The sequence below is a fragment of the Serratia sp. Ag1 genome (genome assembly GCF_000743355.1).
Taxonomy (GTDB): Bacteria; Pseudomonadota; Gammaproteobacteria; order Enterobacterales; family Enterobacteriaceae; genus Chania.
The window spans coordinates 97,012-121,650 of record NZ_JQEI01000026.1 but is presented as its reverse complement, the minus strand read 5'-3'; the positions used below and the strand labels follow the sequence as shown (position 1 = coordinate 121,650).

The 24,639-nt window shown below is 53.9% G+C and carries 20 protein-coding genes and 2 pseudogenes; 9 read left to right on the top strand and 13 right to left on the bottom strand.

What is annotated here, in order from left to right; translation table 11 throughout:
* Positions 1 to 85: 85 nt before the first annotated feature.
* The 3 genes and pseudogenes from IV04_RS25360 to rluA all read left to right on the top strand — a co-directional run.
* Positions 86 to 394: pseudogene (locus tag IV04_RS25360) on the top strand (IS3 family transposase); the annotation flags it as partial.
* A pseudogene (locus IV04_RS26840) lies at positions 379 to 501 on the top strand (IS3 family transposase); the annotation flags it as partial. The pseudogenes IV04_RS25360 and IV04_RS26840, both read left to right, overlap by 16 nt.
* A 105-nt stretch (positions 502 to 606) precedes the next feature.
* Positions 607 to 1,227, top strand: a complete 621-nt coding sequence (gene rluA / locus IV04_RS16680; protein WP_037398459.1) for a bifunctional tRNA pseudouridine(32) synthase/23S rRNA pseudouridine(746) synthase RluA — start codon at positions 607 to 609, stop codon at positions 1,225 to 1,227.
* Between the two features lie 51 nt (positions 1,228 to 1,278).
* Here rluA and djlA read toward each other — a convergent pair whose 3' ends face one another.
* On the bottom strand, positions 1,279 to 2,106 hold the full coding sequence (gene djlA / locus IV04_RS16675; RefSeq protein ID WP_037398462.1) for a co-chaperone DjlA: 828 nt from the start codon (positions 2,104 to 2,106) through the stop codon (positions 1,279 to 1,281).
* A gap of 226 nt (positions 2,107 to 2,332) precedes the next feature.
* On the opposite strand from djlA, the gene lptD reads away from it, so the two are divergent.
* The 6 genes from lptD to apaH all read left to right on the top strand — a co-directional run bounded on the left by lptD (position 2,333) and on the right by apaH (position 9,112).
* On the top strand, positions 2,333 to 4,696 hold the full coding sequence (gene lptD / locus IV04_RS16670) for an LPS assembly protein LptD (protein WP_037398465.1): 2,364 nt from the start codon (positions 2,333 to 2,335) through the stop codon (positions 4,694 to 4,696).
* An 87-nt stretch (positions 4,697 to 4,783) separates the two neighbouring features.
* The gene (surA, locus tag IV04_RS16665) at positions 4,784 to 6,085 is read left to right on the top strand and encodes a peptidylprolyl isomerase SurA (protein ID WP_037398469.1); all 1,302 of its coding nucleotides are present in this window, start codon (positions 4,784 to 4,786) and stop codon (positions 6,083 to 6,085) included.
* Complete coding sequence (gene pdxA / locus IV04_RS16660) at positions 6,072 to 7,064, top strand: 4-hydroxythreonine-4-phosphate dehydrogenase PdxA (protein ID WP_037398710.1); 993 nt, start codon at positions 6,072 to 6,074, stop codon at positions 7,062 to 7,064. The genes surA and pdxA overlap by 14 nt, the downstream gene beginning before the upstream one ends.
* Positions 7,057 to 7,866, top strand: coding sequence for a 16S rRNA (adenine(1518)-N(6)/adenine(1519)-N(6))-dimethyltransferase RsmA (rsmA, locus tag IV04_RS16655; protein ID WP_037398472.1), 810 nt, complete (start codon positions 7,057 to 7,059; stop codon positions 7,864 to 7,866). The genes pdxA and rsmA overlap by 8 nt, the downstream gene beginning before the upstream one ends.
* 12 nt (positions 7,867 to 7,878) lie before the next feature.
* Complete coding sequence (apaG, locus tag IV04_RS16650; protein ID WP_037398476.1) at positions 7,879 to 8,259, top strand: Co2+/Mg2+ efflux protein ApaG; 381 nt, start codon at positions 7,879 to 7,881, stop codon at positions 8,257 to 8,259.
* Between the two features lies 1 nt (position 8,260).
* The gene (gene apaH / locus IV04_RS16645; protein WP_037398479.1) at positions 8,261 to 9,112 is read left to right on the top strand and encodes a bis(5'-nucleosyl)-tetraphosphatase (symmetrical) ApaH; all 852 of its coding nucleotides are present in this window, start codon (positions 8,261 to 8,263) and stop codon (positions 9,110 to 9,112) included.
* A gap of 45 nt (positions 9,113 to 9,157) precedes the next feature.
* Here apaH and folA read toward each other — a convergent pair whose 3' ends face one another.
* From folA to ileS, 12 genes are all read right to left on the bottom strand, one after another.
* Complete coding sequence (folA, locus tag IV04_RS16640) at positions 9,158 to 9,640, bottom strand: type 3 dihydrofolate reductase (RefSeq protein WP_037398482.1); 483 nt, start codon at positions 9,638 to 9,640, stop codon at positions 9,158 to 9,160.
* A gap of 184 nt (positions 9,641 to 9,824) precedes the next feature.
* Positions 9,825 to 10,289 carry a threonine/serine exporter gene (locus IV04_RS16635; RefSeq protein WP_037398485.1) on the bottom strand — a complete coding sequence of 155 codons (465 nt, stop codon included), beginning with the start codon at positions 10,287 to 10,289 and terminating at the stop codon, positions 9,825 to 9,827.
* Entirely contained in the window at positions 10,286 to 11,086 is an 801-nt protein-coding gene (locus IV04_RS16630) for a threonine/serine exporter ThrE family protein (protein WP_037398487.1), read from the bottom strand. Before IV04_RS16630 ends, IV04_RS16635 begins: the two co-directional genes overlap by 4 nt.
* Positions 11,087 to 11,294: 208 nt before the next feature.
* A complete protein-coding gene (gene kefC / locus IV04_RS16625) occupies positions 11,295 to 13,148 on the bottom strand; it encodes a glutathione-regulated potassium-efflux system protein KefC (protein ID WP_037398489.1) in 1,854 nt (617 codons plus the stop codon).
* Positions 13,141 to 13,701 carry a glutathione-regulated potassium-efflux system oxidoreductase KefF gene (kefF, locus tag IV04_RS16620; RefSeq protein WP_037398492.1) on the bottom strand — a complete coding sequence of 187 codons (561 nt, stop codon included), beginning with the start codon at positions 13,699 to 13,701 and terminating at the stop codon, positions 13,141 to 13,143. The genes kefC and kefF overlap by 8 nt, the downstream gene beginning before the upstream one ends.
* 173 nt (positions 13,702 to 13,874) lie before the next feature.
* A complete protein-coding gene (gene carB / locus IV04_RS16615; RefSeq protein ID WP_037398494.1) occupies positions 13,875 to 17,096 on the bottom strand; it encodes a carbamoyl-phosphate synthase large subunit in 3,222 nt (1,073 codons plus the stop codon).
* A 15-nt stretch (positions 17,097 to 17,111) separates the two neighbouring features.
* Positions 17,112 to 18,260, bottom strand: coding sequence for a glutamine-hydrolyzing carbamoyl-phosphate synthase small subunit (carA, locus tag IV04_RS16610; RefSeq protein WP_037398711.1), 1,149 nt, complete (start codon positions 18,258 to 18,260; stop codon positions 17,112 to 17,114).
* A gap of 468 nt (positions 18,261 to 18,728) precedes the next feature.
* Positions 18,729 to 19,550, bottom strand: coding sequence for a 4-hydroxy-tetrahydrodipicolinate reductase (gene dapB, locus IV04_RS16605; RefSeq protein ID WP_037398497.1), 822 nt, complete (start codon positions 19,548 to 19,550; stop codon positions 18,729 to 18,731).
* A 264-nt stretch (positions 19,551 to 19,814) separates the two neighbouring features.
* Positions 19,815 to 20,768: a 4-hydroxy-3-methylbut-2-enyl diphosphate reductase gene (gene ispH, locus IV04_RS16600; protein WP_037398500.1), complete on the bottom strand. Its 954-nt coding sequence runs from the start codon at positions 20,766 to 20,768 to the stop codon at positions 19,815 to 19,817.
* Entirely contained in the window at positions 20,749 to 21,219 is a 471-nt protein-coding gene (gene fkpB / locus IV04_RS16595; RefSeq protein WP_037398504.1) for an FKBP-type peptidyl-prolyl cis-trans isomerase, read from the bottom strand. Before fkpB ends, ispH begins: the two co-directional genes overlap by 20 nt.
* A gap of 1 nt (position 21,220) precedes the next feature.
* Entirely contained in the window at positions 21,221 to 21,727 is a 507-nt protein-coding gene (gene lspA / locus IV04_RS16590) for a signal peptidase II (protein WP_037398508.1), read from the bottom strand.
* Between the two features lie 29 nt (positions 21,728 to 21,756).
* Positions 21,757 to 24,573, bottom strand: coding sequence for an isoleucine--tRNA ligase (ileS, locus tag IV04_RS16585; RefSeq protein WP_037398510.1), 2,817 nt, complete (start codon positions 24,571 to 24,573; stop codon positions 21,757 to 21,759).
* Positions 24,574 to 24,639 lie beyond the last annotated feature (66 nt).

The following is a 24,639-nucleotide window of genomic DNA, read 5'->3' as shown; positions in this document are numbered from 1 at the left end:
CTTAAACAAGGTTTTTCAAAACAGTCTTACCCAGCAAGAGTGGGCACGGCACTAAGTGAATAAACTCTTAACCCAGAGGTGACTCATGACTAAACCATCAGCAAAGAAAAACAAGCCCCCGTATACAACACACGCCCGCCTTTCGGAACGAAGCACTTAAGCTAGCTCAATGCATTGGCATAGCCATACGCGAACTCGGTCTCTACGAATCGCAACTTTATATACTTAGCATAGAAAGCAACAGCAGAGCCTGTCAGCTTCCGAGCATGAGCAAGAACTTGTGACCGAAAATTCCCGGCTCAAGCGCCAATTAGCAGAACAGGCCGAAGAGTTGGCCATTATCCAAAATGGCCGCGACACACTTTGCGAAGCGCCTGAAATAAAGGCTGGCTTTACTTGGTGGTGATTGAGCTGTGGTCACGAGCCGTCATCGGCTGGTCGATGTCCTCGCGGATGACGGCACAACTGGCCTGCGATGCTATAGGGATTTTCTTACCCCGAATAGTCTCTCCGCCTTTCCACTTGTAACCTTACAATACGTTTAACAGAAAGAATAAAATGAGTTACTTTATTAAGGCCACCAAGCTCAGATAACCACAGGTACCTATGATAGTAATTTATCAGGATGAGCACATCATCGTGGTCAATAAACCCAGCGGGCTGCTCTCCGTCCCTGGCCGTGCGCCAGAGAACAAAGACAGCGTGATGACGCGCATCCAGGCTGATTTTCCCGCCGCCGAATCGGTGCATCGCCTGGATATGGCAACCAGCGGAGTGATGGTGGTCGCACTGAACAAAGCCGCAGAACGCGAGCTGAAACGCCAGTTCCGTGAGCGTGAGCCAAAGAAATCCTACATTGCCCGCGTGTGGGGGCATATGGAACATGATGAAGGGCGGGTGGATCTACCGCTGATTTGCGACTGGCCAAACCGGCCACTGCAAAAAGTCTGCTTTGAAACCGGTAAAGCGGCACAAACAGAATATCAGGTGCTTTCACGCGATGCCGATGGCAGTACGCGGGTATTACTGAAACCGATCACTGGGCGTTCGCACCAGTTACGCGTGCATATGTTGGCCTTAGGGCACCCGATCCTCGGGGATGGTTTTTATGCACATCCGGCAGCCAAAGCGATGGCACCGCGCTTACAATTACACGCACAAGAGTTGCACATCACACATCCTGCATCTCATAAGCCGATGCATTTCCGTGCTGAACCTGATTTCTGACCACAATAAAAAAGGAGCCCGGTTAATGTATCAACCGCGCCCCCTTTTATCTCACTTGAAGCCTTTCTCGCGTTTGATCAGATCATAAGCTGCCTGAATCTCTTGCGCTTTCTGCTTGGCCATTTCCATCATTTCCGGCGGTAACCCCTTCGCAACCAGCTTATCTGGATGATGTTCACCCATCAGCTTACGGTAAGCTCTCTTAATAACCGCCGTATCATCAGTGCTGTTAACCCCCAGTACTTTGCAGGCGTCCTCCAGCGTCGGGCCACGTTGCGCCTGCTGGTAACCGGAATGGCCCCCTTGCTGCCCCTGCCAGCTACCACCGCCAAACTGGCGCCCACCTTCCATCATGCTGAGGAATTGGTCGAACTGCGCGCGTGAAATCCCTAACTCTTCGGCAATCACATACAGCACCTGCCGTTCATTGGGGTGCAGCGAACCATCGGCAAACGCCGCCTGGATCTGAATCTCCAGAAACATCCGAATCAGATCAAAACGCCCAAAACAGGTGCTGCGAAACTGCTGCAGTGTTTCACGCAGCGGAAACTGGCTCTGCTTACCTTCACGGAACGCCTGCTGTGCGGCGATACGTGCCTCGCCGTGCAGTTGCAGACGATCCATAAACAGGCTGGCGATCTGAATATCAGCTTCGGTAACGCGCCCTTTCGATTTGGTCAGATGGCCCATCACCTGAAAAGTGGTGCGGAAAAACAGCGTTTGCCGCGTTTGCTGGTCAGTAAAAAAACCTCGGCTACGCTTGTTGTTACGCGCTGTATCGATCATATGGCCGACAATCAGCCCTAACACTACACCCCAGAATCCCGCGCCAGACCAAATGGCAACAATCACTCCGAGCAGTTTGCCCCAATACTGCATAGGCCCCTCAATTATCAATCATAAACCGCATATTCCCCTCCGTTTAGCGCAAGGGTTAAGGCGCTTTTTCCCAAAATTTCGATTATCATACCTGTCATTCATCTCTGCGCCTAACGACGACGCAGCCAAACAGCAGGATTTAACACTAGCGCAACGCGGATGAGTAATATAGTCTCTGACCGTTTGCCGGACATGAGCCTCTGATGACGGAACACCAAAACCACGTATGAAAAAAAGTTTCCCAACACTGCTGGCCACACTGATTTGGACGGCGATTTACAGCCAGCATGCAATGGCCGATCTGGCCGAGCAATGTCTGCTTGGCGTACCGACTTACAATAAACCTGTCATCATCGGCGATCCAAACAGCCTCCCTGTGACCATCCTTGCTGACGACTCAGAGTCCAATTATCCGAGCAGTGCCCTGTTTAGCGGTAACGTCAACATTCAACAGGGTAACAGCACACTGACTGCGGAGCAGGTTGAAATGAACCAGACGCAGAAAGAGGGGCAAGCGGAACCGGTTCGCACCGTTACCGCCACAGGTAATGTGAATTACGATGATAATCAGATCAGACTGAAAGGCCCCAAAGCCTGGTCAAACCTCAACACCAAAGACACCGACGTCTATAAAGGTGACTATCTGATGGTGGGCCGTCAGGGCCGTGGTAACGCCGATAAAATGAAGATGCGCGGCCAGAACCGCTACACCATTCTGGAAAATGGTTCATTTACGTCCTGCTTGCCGGGCGATAACAGTTGGAGCGTCGTCGGCTCTGAAGTGATCCACGATCGCGAAGAAGAAGTGGCAGAGATCTGGAATGCCCGCTTCAAGATTGGCAGTGTACCGGTGTTTTATAGCCCCTATATGCAACTGCCGGTGGGCAACAAACGCCGTTCAGGTTTCCTGATCCCGAACGCAAAATATGGCAGTAATAACGGCTTTGAGTTCATGTTGCCGTATTACTGGAACATCGCACCAAACTTTGATGCCACTATCACGCCACATTATATGACGCGGCGTGGCCTGCAGTGGCAGAACGAATTCCGCTACCTGCTGCAACCGGGCATGGGTACGTTGGCATTCGACTGGTTACCCAGCGATAGCCAGTTTGCCGACGATCACGGCGAAATGGACGACAGCAAACGCTGGCTGTTTTATTGGGGCCACAGCGGCGTCATGAATAAGGTGTGGCGTTTTAACATCGACTACACCAAGGTCAGCGATCCCTATTATTTCACCGATCTGGATTCCAAATACGGTTCCACAACCGATGGCTATGCCACACAGAAATTCAGCGCGGGCTATGCCGATGAAAATTGGGACGCCACGCTGGCATCAAAACAGTTCCAGATTTTCAACGGCACGGGCAACCAGAATGCTTACCGCGCGCAGCCCCAGTTGGATCTCAACTATTATAAAAACGATGTCGGCCCGTTTGATTTCCACACTTATGGTCAAGTTGCCAAATTCTCCAGTGTGAATCCAAACAACCCGGAAGCGACCCGTTGGCATGTTGAACCTGCGCTCAACCTGCCGCTGGGCAATAACTGGGGTAGCCTGAACACCGAAGCCAAACTCATGGCAACGCACTATCAACAGGATATTCCGAATAGCTTTGCCGCAGATTATACGAACCGCACCGGTAACAGCGCTCCCAATCTCCATGATTCGGTTAACCGCGTTGTACCGCAGCTAAAAACCGACGGGAAAGTGGTGTTTGAACGCCCAATGGAGTGGGTGCAAGACTATACCCAAACCATTGAGCCACGGATGCAGTATCTGTACGTTCCTTACCGCGATCAAAGCGACATCTATATCTATGACTCAACCCTGCTGCAAACTGACTATTCTGGTCTGTTCCGCGATCGCTCCTACAGCGGGTTGGATCGCATCGCTTCGCAGAATCGTCTGGCAACCGGCGTCACATCACGCATTTATGATGATGCCCTGGTTGAACGTTTCAACGCTTCTGTTGGTCAAATCTATTACCTCAACCGTTCTCGGACGGGTGATAAACGCAGTAACTTTGATAACAAGGATGAAACCGGTAGCGTCGTCTGGGCTGGTGACACCTATTGGAAAATCGACGATCGTTGGGGCTTGCGCGGCGGTGTGCAGTACGATACTCGCCTTGACAGTGTTGCGTTAGGGGATTCAGTTATTGAATACCGCCGGGATGCAAATCGCATGATCCAGTTGAACTACCGTTATGCCAGCCCGGAGTATATTGCAGCAACCTTGCCGGGTATAAAAAACCCGGGCTATCAGGACGGTATTTCGCAGGTTGGGACGACCGCCAGTTGGCCGATCGCCGATCGTTGGGCGGTGGTGGGTGCTTATTACTATGATACCCGGGCGAAACAGACAGCAAACCAGTTGGTCGGTGTGCGTTACAACACCTGCTGCTGGGCAGTTAACCTGGGCTATGAACGTAAAATCACTGATTGGGATAACGTGAATCAAGTCAGTAAATATGACAACAAAGTTTCATTCAACATTGAACTCCGTGGCCTGAGCAACGATCACAGTCTTGGCACCACAGATATGCTGCGTTCAGGCATCTTGCCTTATCAACGCGCATTCTGATGTATACCCCAGCTAAGCTGGGTAAATTGAACACCTTGAAAAACGACAACTTTCACCCGCATTTGCGGACTAGATAATGGGAAATGTATGAAGAACTGGAGAACGCTTCTTCTCGGATTGGTCGTTTGTGCCAATACCGCGTTCGCAGCACCCCAAGAAGTGGATAAAGTCGCCGCCGTCGTGGATAACGGTGTAGTACTTGAGAGCGACGTGAATGGCTTGATGCAATCGGTAAAGCTCAATGCTCAACAGGCTGGCCAGCAGTTACCAGACGATAAAACCTTGCGTCACCAGATCCTTGAACGCTTGATCATGGATAACATCCAGTTGCAGATGGCGCAGAAAATGGGGATCACCATTTCTGATGCCGAACTCGACAAAGCGATTACCGATATCGCCGCTCAGAACAGCATGAGCCTCGATCAGATGCGCACTCGCCTGGCGGCGGAAGGGTTGAACTACAACACCTATCGCGCCCAGATCCGTAAAGAAATGCTGATCTCGGAAGTGCGTAACAACGAAGTTCGCCGCCGTATCACCATTCTGCCGCAGGAAGTAGAGGCTCTGGCTAAACAGGTTGGCACGCAGAACGGCGGGGATACTGAAGTCAACCTCAGCCACATCCTGATCCCTCTGCCGGAAAACCCGTCACAGAAGCAGGTTGATGAAGCCGAAGCGCTGACCAAGCGCCTGGTTGGCGAAATCAACAGCGGTGCTGATTTCGGTAAACTGGCGATCACCTACTCTGCCGATTCTCAGGCGTTGAAAGGCGGCCAGATGGGCTGGGGTAAACTGCAGGAAATGCCTACGCTGTTTGCAGAAAGGCTGATCAGCGCCAAGAAAGGCGATGTCGTTGGCCCAATCCGCTCCGGTGTTGGCTTCCACATTCTGAAAGTGAACGACATGCGCGGTGGCAATCAATCGATTTCAGTCACCGAAGTACATGCCCGTCATATTTTGCTGAAGCCTTCCGTGGTGATGACTGACGAGCAGGCGCGAGCAAAACTGCAGGAAGTGGCTACCGCCATTAAAAATGGTACCGCGAAATTTGCCGATGAAGCCAAACAGCTTTCTCAGGATCCGGGTTCTGCTCTGCAGGGTGGCGATCTAGGCTGGGGTTCACCGGACATGTACGATCCTGCTTTCCGTGATGCGCTGTTGAAGCTGCAAAAAGGCCAGGTCAGCGAACCGGTTCACTCTTCTTTCGGCTGGCATCTGATTCAGTTGCTGGATACCCGCCAGGTGGATAAAACCGATGCGGCGCAGAAAGATCGCGCTTACCGCATGCTGTTCAACCGCAAGTTTGCCGAAGAAGCGCAAACCTGGATGCAGGAACAACGTGCTGCTGCTTACGTGAAGACCCTCGATGGCAGCAATGCACAGCAGTAAACGTATCGTGATCACCCCCGGCGAGCCTGCCGGGGTTGGGCCGGATTTGGTGGCAGCACTGGCGCAGCAGGATTGGCCTGTTGAACTGGTGGTGTGTGCCGATCCGGCCCTATTACTTGAACGCGCCCGGTTGTTGAAGCTGCCGTTGACGCTGCGTGACTACCAGCCTGAACACCCAGCGCAGCCTCAGCGTGCAGGTACGCTGACGCTCCTTCCCGTAAAAACTGCCGTAACCGTAGTGCCGGGTGAACTGAACGTCGCCAACAGTGCTTACGTCGTCGATACTCTGGCCCGCGCCTGCGATGGCTGCCTGAACGGGGAGTTTGCCGCACTGATTACCGGGCCGGTCAACAAAAGCGTGATTAACGATGGCGGTATCCCGTTTACCGGCCACACCGAATTCTTTGCCGATCGCAGCCACTGCGATCGTGTAGTGATGATGCTGGCTACCGAAGAACTGCGCGTTGCGTTGGCGACCACGCATTTGCCCCTGCTTGCCGTGCCAAACGCTATTACGCAGCAGAGCCTGTTTGAAGTGATCACCATTCTCGACAGCGATCTGAAAAGCAAATTTGGCATCAAGCAGCCGCAGATCTACGTGTGCGGTCTGAACCCGCATGCCGGGGAAGGCGGCCATATGGGGCGTGAAGAGCTGGATGTGATCATTCCAGCCCTGGATATCCTGCGCCGCCGTGGCATTAACCTGATTGGCCCATTACCTGCAGACACCCTGTTCCAGCCTAAATACCTGCAACATGCAGATGCCGTGCTGGCGATGTATCACGATCAGGGTCTGCCAGTGCTAAAATACCAAGGGTTTGGCCGAGCAGTGAATATCACGCTCGGTTTGCCTTTTATCCGTACCTCGGTCGACCATGGTACCGCGTTGGAACTGGCTGGCACCGGCACCGCCGATGCAGGCAGCTTCAAAACGGCCTTAAATCTCGCCATTAAAATGATAATTAATTGTAATGAATAATAGAGTCCACCAAGGGCACTTTGCCCGCAAACGCTTTGGACAGAACTTTTTAACCGATCAGTTTGTCATTGATAGCATTGTCTCGGCCATTCATCCTCAGCCGGGTGAAGCCGTGATTGAGATCGGCCCAGGCCTGGGCGCACTGACCGAACCGGTTGGTGCACGTATGGATCGCATGACGGTGATCGAGCTGGATCGCGATCTGGCCGCTCGTCTGGCCACGCATCCACAGCTGAAAGACAAACTGACGATCCACCAGCAAGATGCCATGACGGTGAATTTCGCCGAATTGGCAGCAGAAGCCGGCCAGTCGCTACGCGTGTTCGGCAACCTGCCGTATAACATTTCGACGCCGTTGATGTTCCACCTTTTCAGCTATACTTCCGCTATACACGACATGCACTTCATGTTGCAAAAGGAAGTGGTAAACCGCCTGGTGGCTGGCCCGAACAGCAAAGCTTATGGGCGACTCACCGTGATGGCGCAATATTATTGCAACGTTATACCGGTGCTGGAAGTGCCGCCTACTGCGTTCGCTCCACCACCTAAAGTTGATTCTGCCGTGGTCCGCTTGGTACCGCACCGCGTGATCCCTCATCCCGTGGGGGATGTCCGCATGCTAAGCCGTATCACTACTCAGGCATTTAACCAGCGCAGGAAAACCATCCGTAACAGCCTGGGCGATCTGTTCACCCCAGAGCAACTGACGGAACTCGGCGTCGATCCGGCGCTCAGAGCAGAAAATATTTCTGTGGCGCAGTACTGCAAGCTGGCAAACTGGCTTTCAGCGCAGCAGCAATAAGGAGTAGTCGTCATGATTGATTCGCCTCGCGTATGTATTCAGGTACAAAGTATTTATGTGGAATCACAATCGATACCTGAGGAAGAGCGTTACGTTTTCGCTTATACCATCACCATCCGTAATCTGGGGCGTTTCGACGTGCAACTCTTGGGGCGTTACTGGTTGATTACCAACAGTAATGGCCGCCAGACTGAAGTTCAGGGCGAAGGGGTGATCGGCGAACAGCCGGTTATCCAGCCCGGCTGCGAGTTTCAATATACCAGCGGTGCCGTTCTCGAAACGCCGCTGCTGGGCACCATGGAAGGGCACTACGAAATGGTTGATCACCAAGGTCAAACCTTCCGCACCGCCATTCCCGTGTTCCGTTTAGCCATTCCAGCGTTGATTCATTAATATGTCGACTTATCTTATCGGCGATATCCATGGCTGTTTCGAAGAGTTGCAGGCACTGTTAGCCCAGGTTTCTTTCGATCCACAGCACGACCAACTGTGGCTGACTGGCGATCTGGTCGCCCGTGGCCCCGCTTCGCTTGAAGTGCTGCGCTACGTGCGTTCACTCGGGCCCGCCGTGCGTATGGTGCTGGGCAATCACGATCTGCATCTGCTGGCCGTGTATGCCGGTATCAGCCGCAACAAACCGAAAGATCTGCTCACTCCGCTGCTGGAAGCCCCCGATCGGGACGAACTGATCAATTGGCTGCGGCGTCAGCCAGTGCTACAGGTGGATGATGAGCGCAAGCTGATCATGGGCCATGCCGGTATCACCCCGCAGTGGGATATCGATACCGCACAAATATGCGCGCGTGAGGTAGAGGCCGTATTGAGCAGCGACAGCTACCCGCTGTTTCTGGATGCCATGTACGGCGATATGCCGAACAACTGGAGCACCGATCTGAGCGGTTTGGCCCGCTTGCGCTTCAGTACCAATGCCCTGACCCGCATGCGCTATTGCTTCCCGAACGGTCAGCTGGATATGATCTGCAAAGATGCTCCCGGCAGTGCTCCCCCGCCGTTGAAACCCTGGTTTGAGCTGCAGCGCAAAGTCTCCCCTGAGTACACCATTATTTTTGGTCACTGGGCTTCGCTGGAAGGTAAAGGCACGCCAGAAGGCGTTATCGGGCTGGATACTGGCTGCTGCTGGGGAGGTAATCTCACGCTGTTGCGCTGGGAAGACAAACAGTACTTTACTCAACCTTCCAACCGCCGTGAAACCTGCGAGGGTGACGACGGGCTGGCAGCATCATAAGATTCAGGCTCAGGCTGGGGCACCAAACGCTGTGCCCCACGCTGATTAACGGCGTTCCAGGATCTCAAAGCAATAACCGTGAGAGTTCAGTTCATCAGCGTCATGGAACTCACTGAATGAGGTTTCCCATTCATCCGGTTCATAATCCGGGAAGTGAGTATCACCCTCAACTTCAGCGTCGATGTGCGTCAGGTACAACCGATTGGCGCGAGACAGGAACTGGCTATAAACCCGGCCCCCGCCCATCACCATCACTTCTTCCACCGGGCCAGCCGCAGCCAGCGCTTCATCCAGAGAAGTCACCCAGGTCACATCGGCTGCGTGACCAGGCTGGCTACTTAAAACGATATTATGGCGGCCCGGCAGTGGGCGGCCAATAGACTCAAAGGTCTTACGACCCATAATAACCGGCTTATTCAACGTATTACGTTTAAACCACGCCAAGTCTGCTGGCAAATGCCACGGCATGGCGTTTTCCATACCAATTACGCGATCCGCCGCCAAGGCAGCGATCAGGCTGATAATCATTGTTTAACCCTGTATAGGCAGCAAAATTGCTCACACTATACGGAAACCCCCTGCAACCGTCGATAGGCTAATCATCTAATATGAATATATAAGACGGGTCTTATAATTTTCACTAATACCTAACCTTATCTCACCGATTAATGTCAGGCCGGTGCTAAACAGCGGCCTGACATTGCGCCACGCCTCACACTCCTGGGCGTTTCCGATACAGCCATAACCCTGGCACCGACAGGCCAATCGACAGCGCTCCCACAATAAAACAGGCCTTGAGGAAGTTGGATATCATTACTGACATCAATGCTTCGCTGTAACCCAGGTGCGAAATCTCCACCACGCTAATCATTGCGGTATAGGCTGAAATGCCGGGGAACATCGGGATAACTGCTGCAACGGTGAATACCTTCGGGTGAGCCAGCAACCAGCGTGACCACTGGATCCCAATAATACCGATCAGGATAGCCGCCAAAAACGAAGCCCATTCGATATTCATGCCAACGTGCATCATCAGCATACGCGAACCATGGCCCACCGCGCCAAGCAGGGCACAATAGCGCAGCGCGCGCGCTGGCACGTTAAACACCATGGCAAAGCCCAGCGCTGGCACCGCCGCCAGCAACATATCCTGCAAAAGTGCCCACAACAGACTCATGACCACCCCCGCAGATCCCACATGGACATCGCCATGACCACACCGATACAGGTCGCCAGCGTCAGCAAACTGGCCATCGCCCAGCGTGCCAGCCCGGTATTCACATGGCCTTTAAACATATCGGCTACCGCGTTAATCAGCGGGAATCCTGGCACCAGGAGCAAAACGCTGGCTGCCATCGCCACGCTCGAAGTCTGGTTAAACACCGGTAGCCGCAACAATAAGCCAGAAACCGACGTGGCGACGAACGCCGTCAGGCAAAAGTTAATCAGCGGGTTCATATGACGGGCCGTAAGCATCTGGCGGACAAACATCGCCACTCCACTGGCCAGAAAAGTCACCGCGAATGCATCTGCTCCGCCACCATTAAGCACGCTGAAACAGCCGCACGACAGTGCCACCATCAGCACCACCAGCCCACGCGGATAACGCAACGGGCGGATCTTGTCAAAACGCCGTGCCACATCCTGAGCATCAGCCAAACGGTGCTCTGCGAGGATCACAATATGCTGCACCTCGGTGACGATCTGCATATTGATACCGCGATCGACGTTTTTACGCGTGGTCGTCAGGCAAGCATCATTACTGATAGTGGTCAGCACCACAGCATTGGCCGAAATCGAGCTTTCCACACTGTTCATCCCGAGTGCCAAACCGAGACGGGTTGATAACTGTTCCACCACCATGCTTTCCGCACCATGCTGCAACAACAGCAATGCGCACTGAATACACAGGCGGGTTATGTCACGCTGCTGCCGGTGTACACCTGGCATTTCACTGTTCAATTCCTGCTTCATATTCCCCAACCACCTCCCCTGAGTGAACGTGCATCATATAACCAAAGATGCCCCCAATAGGTTGATGCGCATCAGGGGGAATCGTGTTATTACCAGCGCTTTTATAGCCAAAACCATTCAAGTTGCTTGCAGTCAGACAATCGAAGGGGCTAGAGGAAACCCAAATTTACCTTTGGCCCCTTCCTGATGGAAAAGGGCCAAACCATCATTATCTTTTCGCTTCTACCACTTCGTCCTCGGGGGCTTTGCCGTCAATACTGCCGCGCCAGCCAGCCTGTTGATCATGCGCCAAACGCCGCTGATCCTGTTCGATAGCCGCCGACAGCATCTCTTTCGCCCGCTGCAAACTGGCGATGCGGAACGCGGTATCCTGATAATTCTCCAGCGTATCCTCCAGCATCTTCAGATTATAGCGGCGGAAAGTATCAGCCTTCTCGCGCGCTTCATAAGCATCCAGCCCCAGTAATTCCAACGTTTCACGCCCAATGCGCAACGAACTTTCAAAGGTTTCACGCTCCAGACTTTCTACCCCCAACTGCCGCAATTGATACCAATGATCCACATCGCGCGCACGCGCCACTATTTTCAGGTGCGGAAAATGATGTTTCGCCAGTTCCGTCAATTGCAGGTTGGCTGCCACATCATCAATGGCGTTGATCAAGATTTTGGCCCGCGCCGCGCCTGCCGCCTCCAGCAGATCTACGCGCGTGGCATCACCATAAAACACCTTGGTACCAAATTTGCGCAGCGTTTCAATATGATCGGGATCGTGATCCAACACCACGGTCCGCACGCCGTTAGCCAACAACATACGGCCTGCGATCTGGCCAAAGCGGCCAAACCCGGCGATGATCACGCTGGCATTGTCTTCGTCGATCTCGTCTGCCGGGCGATCGTCTTTTGGCACATTCTTTTCTAAAGAGGCAGCGATCACCAGCAGTAGCGGCGTCGCCGCCATTGAAAGCGCCACCGCCAGCGTCAGCGCTTTAGCCCATTCCTGCGGTAAAACCCCTGCCATCTGCGCGGCACCAAAGATCACAAAGGCAAATTCACTGCCCTGCCCCAACAAAATGGCAAACAGCCCACGCTGGCGCTTCGGCACGCCAAGGAGCGGTGCCACCAGCCACAGCAGCAACGCTTTCAGCAACATGAAACCCAGCAACAATGAGGCGATCAACAGCGGGTGATGGAACAGGGTACCAAAATCAATCGACATCCCAACGCCAATAAAGAACAAACCAAGCAGCAATCCTTTAAACGGCTGAATGTCGCTTTCCAGCGCATGACGATATTCGGAACTCGCCAGCAGCACGCCAGCAAGAAAAGCGCCCATCGCCATCGAAAGGCCAGCCATTTCCAACAAGATACCGAAGCCAAACACCAGAAACAGTGCCACGGCGCTGAAGACTTCGCGCATTCCAGACCGCGCAACAAAATGCAGCAATGGCCGGGTCACATAGCGCCCCAGCAAGATCACCATCACCAATGCACCAACCACTTTAGCGGCAGACAGCGCAAAAGCCCCTAAAGTGGTAGCTGCGCCGCTGCTAGCCAGCAATGGAATCATCGCCACCAGCGGGATCGCCGCAATATCCTGAAACAGCAATACCGCAAACGCGCTGCGGCCAATCGGCGCTGGGGTTAAATTACGTTCACTCATTGCCTGCATGGCAATGGCCGTTGAAGACAGTGCCAACGTGAGCCCAATCAGCAGCGCCACTTTCCCGTCCAGCCCGAGAAAGTAACAGAAAACGCTTAACACCAGCCCACAGCCCACCATCTGGATAATGCCACCGCCGAATACCGCCGCGCGTAACGTCCACAAGCGCCGTGGATCCAGCTCCAGGCCGATGATAAACAGCATCAATACCACACCGATTTCGGCAAAGGTCAAGATCGATTCAGCATCTGAAACCAGCTTCAGCCCCCAAGGGCCGATAATGCAGCCAGCAATCAGGTAACCCAGCACCGACCCCAAGCCGAACCGCACCGCAATCGGCACGAACAGCGCGGCGGCACCAAGATAGATCAGCCCTTCAATCATCATAGAGTGATTATCCATGAGCAGGCTCCTGATTTGCCGCAGGTTCGCTGTGCTCCATCAGATATTGCACCAACCGCTGGCGGTAAGCCTCGCCAGCCGCAATCAGCGCCGGTTCATTACAGGTGAAAGTGTTATGTACCGCAAAGTAAGGCTGCCACTTCATTCCACAATAAATGGCCGTGGCCTGCAGCGGTTGGGCCAATGCGGCAAAGTTGGGGTAATCACCCAGTTCAAAATGCTGTTCATCGCCACCACTGGTCACCGCCCACAGGCACTCTTTACCCACCAGTGCGTTGCCATCGTGACCATAAGCCCAACCGTGTTCCAACACTTTGTCGATCCACAGTTTCAGCAACGGCGGCAAGCTGTACCACTGCATAGGATGTTGCAGCACCACCATATCGGCCTGCTCTAACGCCCGCTGTTCGGCGCTGATATCGATATTGAAATCTGGGTATAGCTCATACAGCGAACGGATTTCCACACCGGGAATGTCTTTTACCGCCTGCAACAATCGTTGATTGGCATGAGAATGCCGGGGATAAGGATGGGCGTAAATAATCAGGATCATGTGGCTCTCGTCGTTTCGTGCCTTATATCAAGCTTATATCGTGACAGTTTGGGGTGGGATTAATAGCGGAAATTTTTATTGAGAGTGAGCAAATTGCTTGATAGAGAAAAGAGAAAGGGCGGGTTGTTCCCGCCCTTTGGCCCCAATCTGCAACGCCTTGAGTAATAGCGTGCTTACTTGATACGCGCGTGCAGCTCCTGCACCGAAGTGACCTGCTCGGTAGGATCCGCCTTCAACGCCATCGCCGTAGCAAAACCACCGTTAAGTGTGGTGTCGTAATGCACTTTGTATTGCAGCGCGCTGCGGCGAATCAGCTTGGAATCCTCAATCGCCTGGCGGCCTGCTGTAGTATTAACGATGTAGGTGTACTCGCCATTCTTGATGCGATCCTGAATGTGCGGGCGGCCTTCATGCACCTTGTTGACCAAGCGTGGGTTAATCCCTGCTTCGCCTAACACTACGGCAGTACCGTGAGTCGCATCCAGTTCAAAGCCCTGTTTCAGCAGGCTGGCGGCCAGATCCACCACGCGGGCTTTATCACCTTCACGCACCGACAGCAGTGCACGGCCCTGCTTTTTCATCCCAGAGTTGCTACCCAGCATCGCTTTGGAGAAAGCCTCGGCAAAGGTGCGGCCAACGCCCATCACTTCCCCCGTCGAGCGCATTTCCGGCCCCAGGATCGGGTCGACGCCAGGGAATTTGTTGAACGGCAGCACCACTTCTTTCACCGAGTAATAGGGCGGGATAACCTCTTCGGTCACGCCTTGCTCAGCCAACGATTTGCCAGCCATCACGCGTGCTGCCACTTTCGCCAACGGCACGCCGGTCGCTTTGGAGACGAAGGGTACGGTACGTGCCGCACGCGGGTTGACTTCGATCAGGTAGACTTCGTTGTTTTTCACCGCAAACTGCACGTTCATCAAACCACGTACCTGCAACTCAAACGCCAGCTTTTCAACCTGCTGACGCATCACGTCCTGAATATCTTTGCTCAGGGTGTAAGCAGGCAGTGAACACGCGGAGTCACCGGAGTGTACACCTGCCTGTTCGATGTGCTCCATGATGCCGCCGATCAGCACGCGTTCGCCGTCACAGATGGCATCAACGTCCACTTCTATCGCATCATCCAGGAAGCGATCCAGCAGCACCGGGGCGTCGTTAGACACGCTGACCGCATTCTGGAAGTAACGACGCAGGTCGACTTCGTCATAAACGATCTCCATTGCGCGGCCACCCAACACGTAGGACGGGCGCACCACCAGCGGATAACCGATGCCAGCGGCTTTCTCGACCGCCTGCTCAATGGTGGCAACAGTAGCGTTAGCCGGTTGCTTCAGGCCCAAGCGATTAACCGCCTGTTGGAAACGTTCACGGTCTTCAGCACGGTCAATCGCATCCGGGCTGGTACCGATAATTGGTACGCCTGCGGCTTCCAGCTCACGCGCCAGCTTCAGCGGCGTCTGGCCACCATACTGCACGATCACACCTTTTGGCTTCTCAATGCGCACGATTTCCAGCACGTCTTCCAACGTCACCGGCTCAAAGTACAGGCGATCCGAGGTGTCGTAATCGGTAGAAACGGTTTCCGGGTTACAGTTGACCATGATGGTTTCGTAACCGTCTTCGCGCAGCGCCAGCGAGGCATGTACACAGCAGTAATCGAATTCGATCCCCTGGCCGATACGGTTCGGGCCACCGCCCAGCACCATCACTTTCGGGCGATCGTTGGTTGGGTTGGATTCACACTCTTCTTCATAGGTGGAATACATATACGCGGTGTCGGTAGCGAATTCAGCCGCACAGGTATCCACACGTTTGTAGACCGGGTGCAGATTGAAGCTGTGGCGCAGCTTGCGGATTTCGTTTTCCGAAACCCCCACCAGCGTAGCCAGGCGCGCATCGGCAAAGCCTTTACGCTTCAAGGTGCGCAGGAACTCGGCGTTCAGGCCGTTAATACCGGCCTCAGCCACCTGCTCTTCCAAACGTACCAGCTCTTCGATCTGTACCAGGAACCAGCGATCGATATTGGTCAGGTTGAACACGCCGTCTACAGACATCCCGGCACGGAAAGCGTCGGCGATGTACCAGATACGATCAGAACCGGCATCTTTCAGTTCGCGGCGGATCTTGGTCAGCGCTTCTGGATCGTCCAGGCTGACTTTCGGATCAAAACCGGTCGCACCCACTTCCAGGCCACGCAGCGCTTTCTGTAGGGATTCCTGCTGGGTGCGGCCAATCGCCATCACTTCACCGACCGACTTCATCTGGGTGGTCAGGCGATCGTTGGCGCCAACAAATTTCTCGAAGTTAAAACGAGGAATTTTGGTCACCACGTAGTCGATAGACGGCTCAAAGGACGCCGGAGTACGGCCCCCGGTGATGTCATTCATCAGTTCGTCGAGGGTGTAACCCACCGCCAGCTTGGCGGCAATTTTAGCAATCGGGAAACCGGTGGCTTTTGATGCCAACGCGGAAGAACGGGACACGCGCGGGTTCATTTCGATCACAATCAGGCGGCCAGTTTTCGGGTTTACCGAGAACTGCACGTTGGAGCCACCGGTCTCAACGCCGATTTCGCGCAGCACCGCCATCGAGGCGTTACGCATGATTTGGTATTCTTTGTCGGTCAGCGTCTGCGCCGGGGCCACGGTGATGGAGTCACCAGTATGGATACCCATCGCGTCGATGTTTTCGATCGAGCAGACAATGATGCAGTTGTCGTTCTTATCCCGCACCACTTCCATTTCATACTCTTTCCAACCGATCAGCGACTCATCGATCAGCAGCTCTTTGGTCGGCGACAGATCCAGGCCGCGTTCACAGATCTCTTCAAACTCTTCGCGGTTGTAAGCGATACCACCGCCAGTGCCGCCCATGGTAAAGGATGGGCGGATAATGCACGGGAAGCCGACGTCAGCGGCCACCGCCAGCGCTTCTTCCATATTATGGGCAATACCGGAACGGGCGGTATCCAGGCCGATTTTCTTCATCGCGATGTCGAAACGGCGGCGATCTTCCGCTTTATCGATAGCATCTGCGGTCGCACCAATCATCGTCACGCCGAACTCGGCCAGCACGCCTTGGCGCTCCAGTTCCAACGCACAGTTCAGCGCCGTCTGGCCGCCCATGGTCGGCAGCACCGCATCCGGGCGCTCCTTTTCGATGATCTTACGCACCACTTCCCAGTGAATCGGCTCGATATAGGTTGCATCGGCCATTTCCGGGTCGGTCATGATGGTTGCCGGGTTAGAGTTGACCAGAATCACGCGGTAACCCTCTTCACGCAGCGCTTTACACGCCTGGGCACCAGAGTAGTCGAACTCACACGCCTGGCCGATAACGATCGGGCCAGCGCCGAGGATCAGGATGCTTTTTATATCAGTACGTTTTGGCATTTTTATGGCTCCTGATTATTTGGCGTTGGAACGGTATGTCTCAATCAGTTCGATAAAGTGATCGAACAGCGGCGCAGCATCGTGCGGGCCAGGGCTGGCCTCTGGGTGCCCCTGGAAGCTGAATGCCGCTTTGTCGGTGCGGTGGATCCCTTGCACCGTGTGGTCGAACAGGGATTTATGTGTGACGCGCAGCGTGGCTGGCAGATTGTTTTCATCTACTGCAAACCCGTGGTTCTGCGCCGTGATCATCACGGTATTGTTATCCAGATCTTTGACCGGATGGTTACCGCCGTGATGGCCGAGCTTCATTTTCACGGTTTTCGCCCCGCTGGCGAGCGCCAACAGTTGATGACCCAGGCAAATACCAAAGACCGGAATATCGGTTTCCAGGAACTGTTTGATGGCGGCAATCGCGTAATCACACGGTTCCGGGTCACCCGGGCCGTTGGACAGGAAGATGCCGTCCGGATTCATTTTCAGCACCGCTTCGGCGGAAGTTTGTGCAGGCACCACTGTCAGGCGGCAGCCGCGATCCACCAGCATGCGCAGGATGTTGCGTTTGGCACCAAAATCGTAGGCCACCACATGGTAGGGCAATTCGCTCGCCGCTTTAGCTTCTGGTAGCTCGCCTTCCAGGGTCCAACTGCCCTGTTGCCAGGCATAGGCTTCTTTGGTAGTGACCTCTTTCGCCAGATCCATACCTTTCAGGCCAGGGAAAGCGTTAGCCTTCTGCAGTGCCAATTCAGCATTGGTCACATCACCGGCAATAATACAGCCGTTTTGTGCGCCCTTTTCGCGCAGCAAGCGGGTCAGTTTACGGGTATCAATATCGGCGATCGCCACGATGTTGTTGCGCTTGAGATACTCGGCAAGGCCTTCTTCGTTGCGGTAGTTGCTGGCAATCAGTGGGAGGTCACGAATGACGAGGCCTTGAGCATGAACAGCGGAGGATTCTTCGTCGGAAGCATTGGTGCCGACATTGCCGATATGGGGATAAGTAAGAGTAACGATCTGGCGGGAGTAGGAAGGATCAGTGAGGATTTCTTGATAGCCGGTCATCGACGTATTGAAGACCACTTCCCCCACTGCCGTCCCTTCTGCCCCGATGGCCCGACCGTGGAATTGGGTTCCGTCTTCCAGAACCAATAGCGCTGACTTAATCAAAACACCCTCCAAGGAATAATCAATCATAATATTTGCATATTAATTCAGATTTACCGCCTAAATCAATGCAAAAACAGCCCTCAGGGCTAATTTTTGGCAAATTGGGCGCATTTTAATGATGGGCATCTTGCTTGTCTACTCAAAGCTCCATTTTTTATCGTATTTTTGCGAACCTCATAGCTTTCCAGGCTCTACACCGACAAAAACATACGCAAACTTGGGCTAGTAAACGGTTGCGAGGCACAATGATAGAAAAAACCCATACCAGCTGCGCAAATGCGGCCTCAATGAACAGAAAGAGGAGAAAACAGGATAGAAACCAAAAGATAACTGATAAAAAATCAGATCATGACCGAAAAACCAGACGTAACGCCAATAATCAAGGTTAAAAAAAAGGACAATAATATTATTGCCCAATTATCATAGCACTATGATCAACACAACCACATCACGATGGTATGCAAAAAATTATAACTGGTCTAAATCGAGAACATTCCCCATATCAAACAGTCCTTTTTGCTGCTTAGCAAGCCAATCTGCCGCACGCACGGCACCGTTGGCAAAAGTCATGCGACTTGATGCTTTATGGGTAATTTCCACCCGCTCGCCGATATCAGCAAACATGGCGGTATGCTCACCAACAATATCCCCTGCGCGTATTGTGGCAAAACCAATGCTCTTTGGATCGCGCTCACCAGTGTAGCCAACACGCTGATAAACAGCACATTCCTTTAAATCACGCCCCAAAGCCCCAGCGATCGCTTCGCCCATCGCCAGCGCCGTGCCGGAAGGAGCATCAACTTTGTGGCGATGGTGGGCTTCGACAATTTCAATATCAGTATAGTCGCCCATCACTTTAGCGGCTTTTTCCAACAATTTGAGCATCACATTGACGCCAACGCTGAAATTGGCCGCAAACACAATGCCAATCTGCTGTGCAGCGTCACGAATCGCTACTTTGCCAGCCTCATCAAAACCCGTGGTGCCGATTACCATGTCTTTATTATGCGCCACGCAAAATGCCAGATGCGCTAATGTGCCTTCCGGGCGGGTGAAATCGATCAGAATGTCGAAGTCATTAGCCACCTGTTCCAAGCTGTCGCTGACGGTAACGTCCAATGCTCCGATCCCGGCCAGTTCACCTGCATCGGTTCCCACCAGGCTTGAACCGGGGCGCTCCAATGCAGCGCCTAACACCACACCTTGCGCCTGATGCACCGCCTGAATCAATTGACGCCCCATGCGCCCACCGGAACCCGCAATCGCGATACGGATCTGTGAATCAGTCATACTCTTCTCTCTTCTTGATTTTGTGCTCATCTCACGAGCCTGAGGTTCAGATTAACTGCGCCACCTGATCACTGCCAGAGTATTTAACGCAGAATTAGAAAATTATGATATCCCGATACAGTTATCAGTAACGCTATCAATTGATTAACAATCAGGCAAGCAGATGAAATTACATAATTATGCATTTAGATGAATACCTGTTCAGAGACTGAAAGACAAAACGGGGAGCCGAAGCTCCCCGTTGTTTAACCGCGCCGATGGTACTCAATCGACCTGCTTGATATCCATCCGCAGCTCTTTCGGCACTTCAAACACAATGCTCTCTTCACGACCACTTAGCTCATGAACATCCTGACCGCCCAAGGCTTTCAAGCGGCTGATAACGTCTTGAACCAGCACGTCTGGCGCAGAAGCGCCCGCCGTCACACCCACGTTAGCCGCATCTTTCAGCCAGGATTCCTGAATATCTGCCGCCGAATCGATCAGGTAAGCCGGTTTACCCACGCGCTGTGCCAATTCAGCCAAGCGGTTAGAGTTGGAAGAGTTTTTTGACCCCACCACCAGCACCACATCAGCATCGCTCGCCAAATTCCGCACCGCTTCCTGGCGATTGGTTGTGGCATAGCAGATATCGTCTTTGCGTGGCCCGATAATATTCGGGAAGCGCTTGCGCAACGCATCGATCACTTCGGAAGTATCATCCACCGACAGCGTGGTCTGCGTCATAAAGCACAGGTTACCTTCGTTCTTCACCTGCAACTGCCAGACATCTTCCGGCGACTCGACCAGGTACATTCCCCCTTGCGGGTTACTGTACTGGCCCATGGTGCCTTCCACTTCCGGGTGCCCGGCGTGGCCGATCAGAATAGCCTCGGTGCCTTTACGGCTGGCACGGGCCACTTCCATATGCACCTTGGTCACCAGCGGGCAGGTGGCATCGAACAGCATGGTCAGCTCACGCGCTTTCGCTTCGGCACGTACCGCCTGAGAAACCCCATGCGCGGAGAAGATCAGGATCGAACCGTCCGGCACTTCCGAGATCTCTTCAATAAACACCGCGCCGCGATCGCGCAGGCTGTCTACCACATAGCGGTTATGCACCACTTCATGCCGCACATAAATCGGTGCGCCGTAAATCTCCAGCGCGCGCTCCACAATGCTGATCGCACGATCAACCCCAGCACAGAAACCGCGTGGGTTAGCCAGCAATATTTGCATGCGTTTCCTCCTGCTGCGGGTCGATCTCCAGCACTTCAATATCAAAGGTGACCGGATGCCCCGCCAACGGATGGTTAAAATCAACGGTGATAGAATCTTCCGCCACTTCGCGCACTACACCAGGCATTTCGCTACCATCAATGGCGGTAAACAGCATGATGGTTCCCACCTCTGGCACGCCCGTTTCAGCAAAATCACGGCGTGAGAAGAACTGGATCAGATCCGGGTTCTGTGTGCCGAATGCCGCTTCCGGTTGCAGAGTGAAAAAGCACTTGTCGCCTGCCTGCAAACCCATCAGTTGCTGCTCCAAGGGTGCCGACAGGCTGCCATCACCCAAACGGAACAGCGCAGGCTTGCCATTGCCACGGGTAGATTCTGCCGTCGAGCCATCTGCCAGTTTCAGCGTAAAATGCACCAGTACAGCGCTGTTGCTGTTAACCTGAGCCTTCATATTACTTACCTTCGCTCTTCGCGCTTTTCTTCGCTGGCAGAAAACCTTCCAGCACGATCATCGCTGCACCAACGCAGATAAAACTGTCGGCCAGGTTGAAAGTTGGGTAATGCCAGTTACCGATATAGAAATCGATAAAATCCACGACAAACCCATGCCACAGGCGATCAAACAGGTTACCGAGCGCGCCACCAACGATCAGAGCATAAGCGATATTGCTCAGCTTCTGCTGTGCGCTGTTGCGGTACATCATCACCAGCAGGGTCACCACAATAGCAACAGCAATCCCGGCAAAGAACCAGCGTTGCCAACCACCGTGATCCGCCAGGAAACTGAACGCCGCACCGTAGTTACGTGCATAGTACAGGTTGAATGACGGGAACAACGGCTGGGTTTGACCCAGCACGAAGTTACTCAGGATCCAGTGTTTGCTGGCCAGATCCAGCGCCAGCACCACAACTACCAGCCAAAGCCAGCGCAAGCCGGTCGAACTTATCGGTCTACTCATCAGTCGCTCATTCATCAGGCATTCAGTTATCAGGCAAAATTACGCTTTTCACCGTCACCAGCGACGTTGGTGACACAACGGCCACAGAGCTCCGCATGTTCTGCCACTTGGCCGATATCGGTAGTGTAATGCCAGCAGCGTGGGCACTTCTCGCCTTCCGCAGTGCTGAACGCGATTTTCAGCCCTTTCAGCAACTCGCTGGGTTGCGCGTCTGCCGGAGCATCCGCCAGCGGAGCCACATTGGCCCCTGAGGTCAGCAGCACAAAACGCAATTCATCCTGCAGGCTGTTCAGGCGTGCTGCCAGATCGTTGTCCGCATACAGAGTCACTGCCGCTTCCAGCGAACCACCGATGCGCTTATCCGCACGCGCCTGCTCCAGCACTTTGTTGACTTCACCACGCACTTTCAGCAGATCTTCCCAGAAGGCATCGTTCATGCTTTCGCCTTCGGCCAACCCAAACAGGCCAGCGTACCACTCTTCGGTAAACACATATGGCGCGCGTTTACCTGGCAGGAAGCCCCAGATTTCATCGGCGGTAAAGGACATGATCGGTGCCATCCAGCGCACCATCGCTTCGGCAATGTGGAACAACGCAGTCTGGCAGCTACGGCGAGCGACGCTGTCGCTCTTCGCGGTGTACTGGCGATCTTTGATGATATCCAGATAGAAAGAGCCCATCTCGACCGAGCAGAACTGCATCAGGCGCTGTACGACTTCGTGGAAATCGTAGTTGGCATAAGCCTGTTCGATATCCTGCTGCGCTGCCAATGCACGACCCACCGCCCAGCGATCCAGCACCACCATCTCGTCCGCTGCTACGCAATCGGTGCTGGGATCAAACCCGTTCAGGTTCGCCAGCAGGAAACGCGCGGTATTGCGGATACGGCGATAAGAGTCGGCGGCACGCTTGAGGATCTCGTCAGAAACCGCGATCTCGCCGGTATAATCGGTAGAAGCCACCCACAGACGCAGAATGTCGCCACCCAGTTTGTCCATCACATCCTGCGGGCTGACGGTGTTACCGATGGATTTGGACATCTTGCGGCCCTGACCATCCACGGTGAAACCGTGGGTCAGCACTTCTTTATAAGGGGCCTTACCTTTCATGGCGGTCGAGATCATCAAGGATGACATAAACCAGCCGCGATGCTGGTCAGAGCCTTCCAGATACATATCGGCACCGTGGCCATTGAACTCAGGGCGCACATCCACGACCGAGGAATGGGTTGAACCAGAGTCAAACCACACGTCCAGCGTGTCGGGCACTTTCACGTAGTCAGCCGCTTCAGCGCCAAGGATGTCGGCGGCGTCCAGATCCCACCACGCCTGGATCCCATCCTGCTCAACGCGTTTCGCCACTTCTTCCATCAGTTCAACGCTGCGCGGGTGAAGCTGCTCGGTGTCTTTGTGTACAAACAGCGCCATTGGCACCCCCCAGGTACGCTGGCGTGAGATACACCAGTCCGGGCGGTTTGCCACCATCATTTCAATACGCGCCTGGCCCCAATCCGGGATCCACTTAACGCCTTTGATCTCTTGCAGCGACTGCTGGCGCAGGCCTTTTTGATCCATGCTGACGAACCATTGCGGAGTGGCGCGGAAGATGATCGGCGTCTTGTGGCGCCAGCAGCATGGATAGCTGTGCAGCAGTTTCTCAACGTGCAGTAACCCGCCTTTTTCACGCAGCAGTTCAACGATCAGATCGTTAGCCTTGAACACAAATTTGCCATCCAGAGCTGGATAGGTTCCTGGCAGATAGCAACCGTTCGGGCCAACCGGGTTAGCCACTTCCAGGCCATACTTCTGGCCGATCACGAAGTCGTCCGGGCCGTGACCTGGCGCAGTGTGTACCGCACCGGTACCGGCATCCAGCGTAACGTGATCGCCCAGGATCGCAGGCACATCAAAGCCCATGAACGGATGGGTAAAGCGCATCAGTTCCAGATCGGCCCCTTTACAATCGCCCAGCACAGCCCATTGCGTCACGCCGATGCGCTTCATTACGCTTTCAACCAGATCCGCCGCCAGGATCAGGCATTGGCCATCGATCTGCACCAGTTGGTAAGCCGATTCCGGGTTCAGCGAGATCGCACGGTTAGCAGGCAAAGTCCAAGGTGTGGTCGTCCAGATCACCAGAGAAACCGGGCCATCAACGCTGAACACGCCAAATTTGGCCACAACCGCCGCCACATCCACCGCGTGGAAGGCCACATCGATCGACGGAGAGGTTTTGTCGTAATACTCCACTTCCGCTTCTGCCAGCGATGAACCACAATCGGTACACCAGTGCACCGGTTTGGCACCTTTCAACAGATGACCATTGCTGATGATCTTGCCCAGCGCACGAATGATGTTGGCTTCTGTTTTGAAGTCCATGGTCAGGTACGGATGTTCCCAGTCGCCCAGAACCCCCATACGGATGAAATCTTTCTTCTGCCCAGCGATCTGGTCAGCCGCATACTCACGGCATTTCTGACGGAATTCTGCCGGGGTCAATTTCTCGCCCGGTTTGCCGTACAACTGCTCAACCTTGAGTTCAATCGGCAGACCATGGCAGTCCCAGCCGGGAACGTAAGGCGAGTCAAAACCGGCCATCCCTTTCGACTTGATAATAATATCTTTAAGAATCTTGTTTACGGAGTGACCAATATGCAGGCTGCCATTCGCATACGGAGGGCCGTCATGCAAAATAAAGGATTTCTTGCCTTTCTTGGCGGCACGAATCATCCCATACAGATCCTGCTCATACCAACGTGCTAGCATGCCAGGTTCACGCTTGGCCAGATCGCCGCGCATCGGGAACCCTGTTTCCGGCAAGTTCAGGGTGTTCTTATAGTCACTCATTAGATTCTCGGTTCCGTTTCGGCTATATACCCGTCGTACTTCAAGTTGCAGGTGCGTTGACTCTTC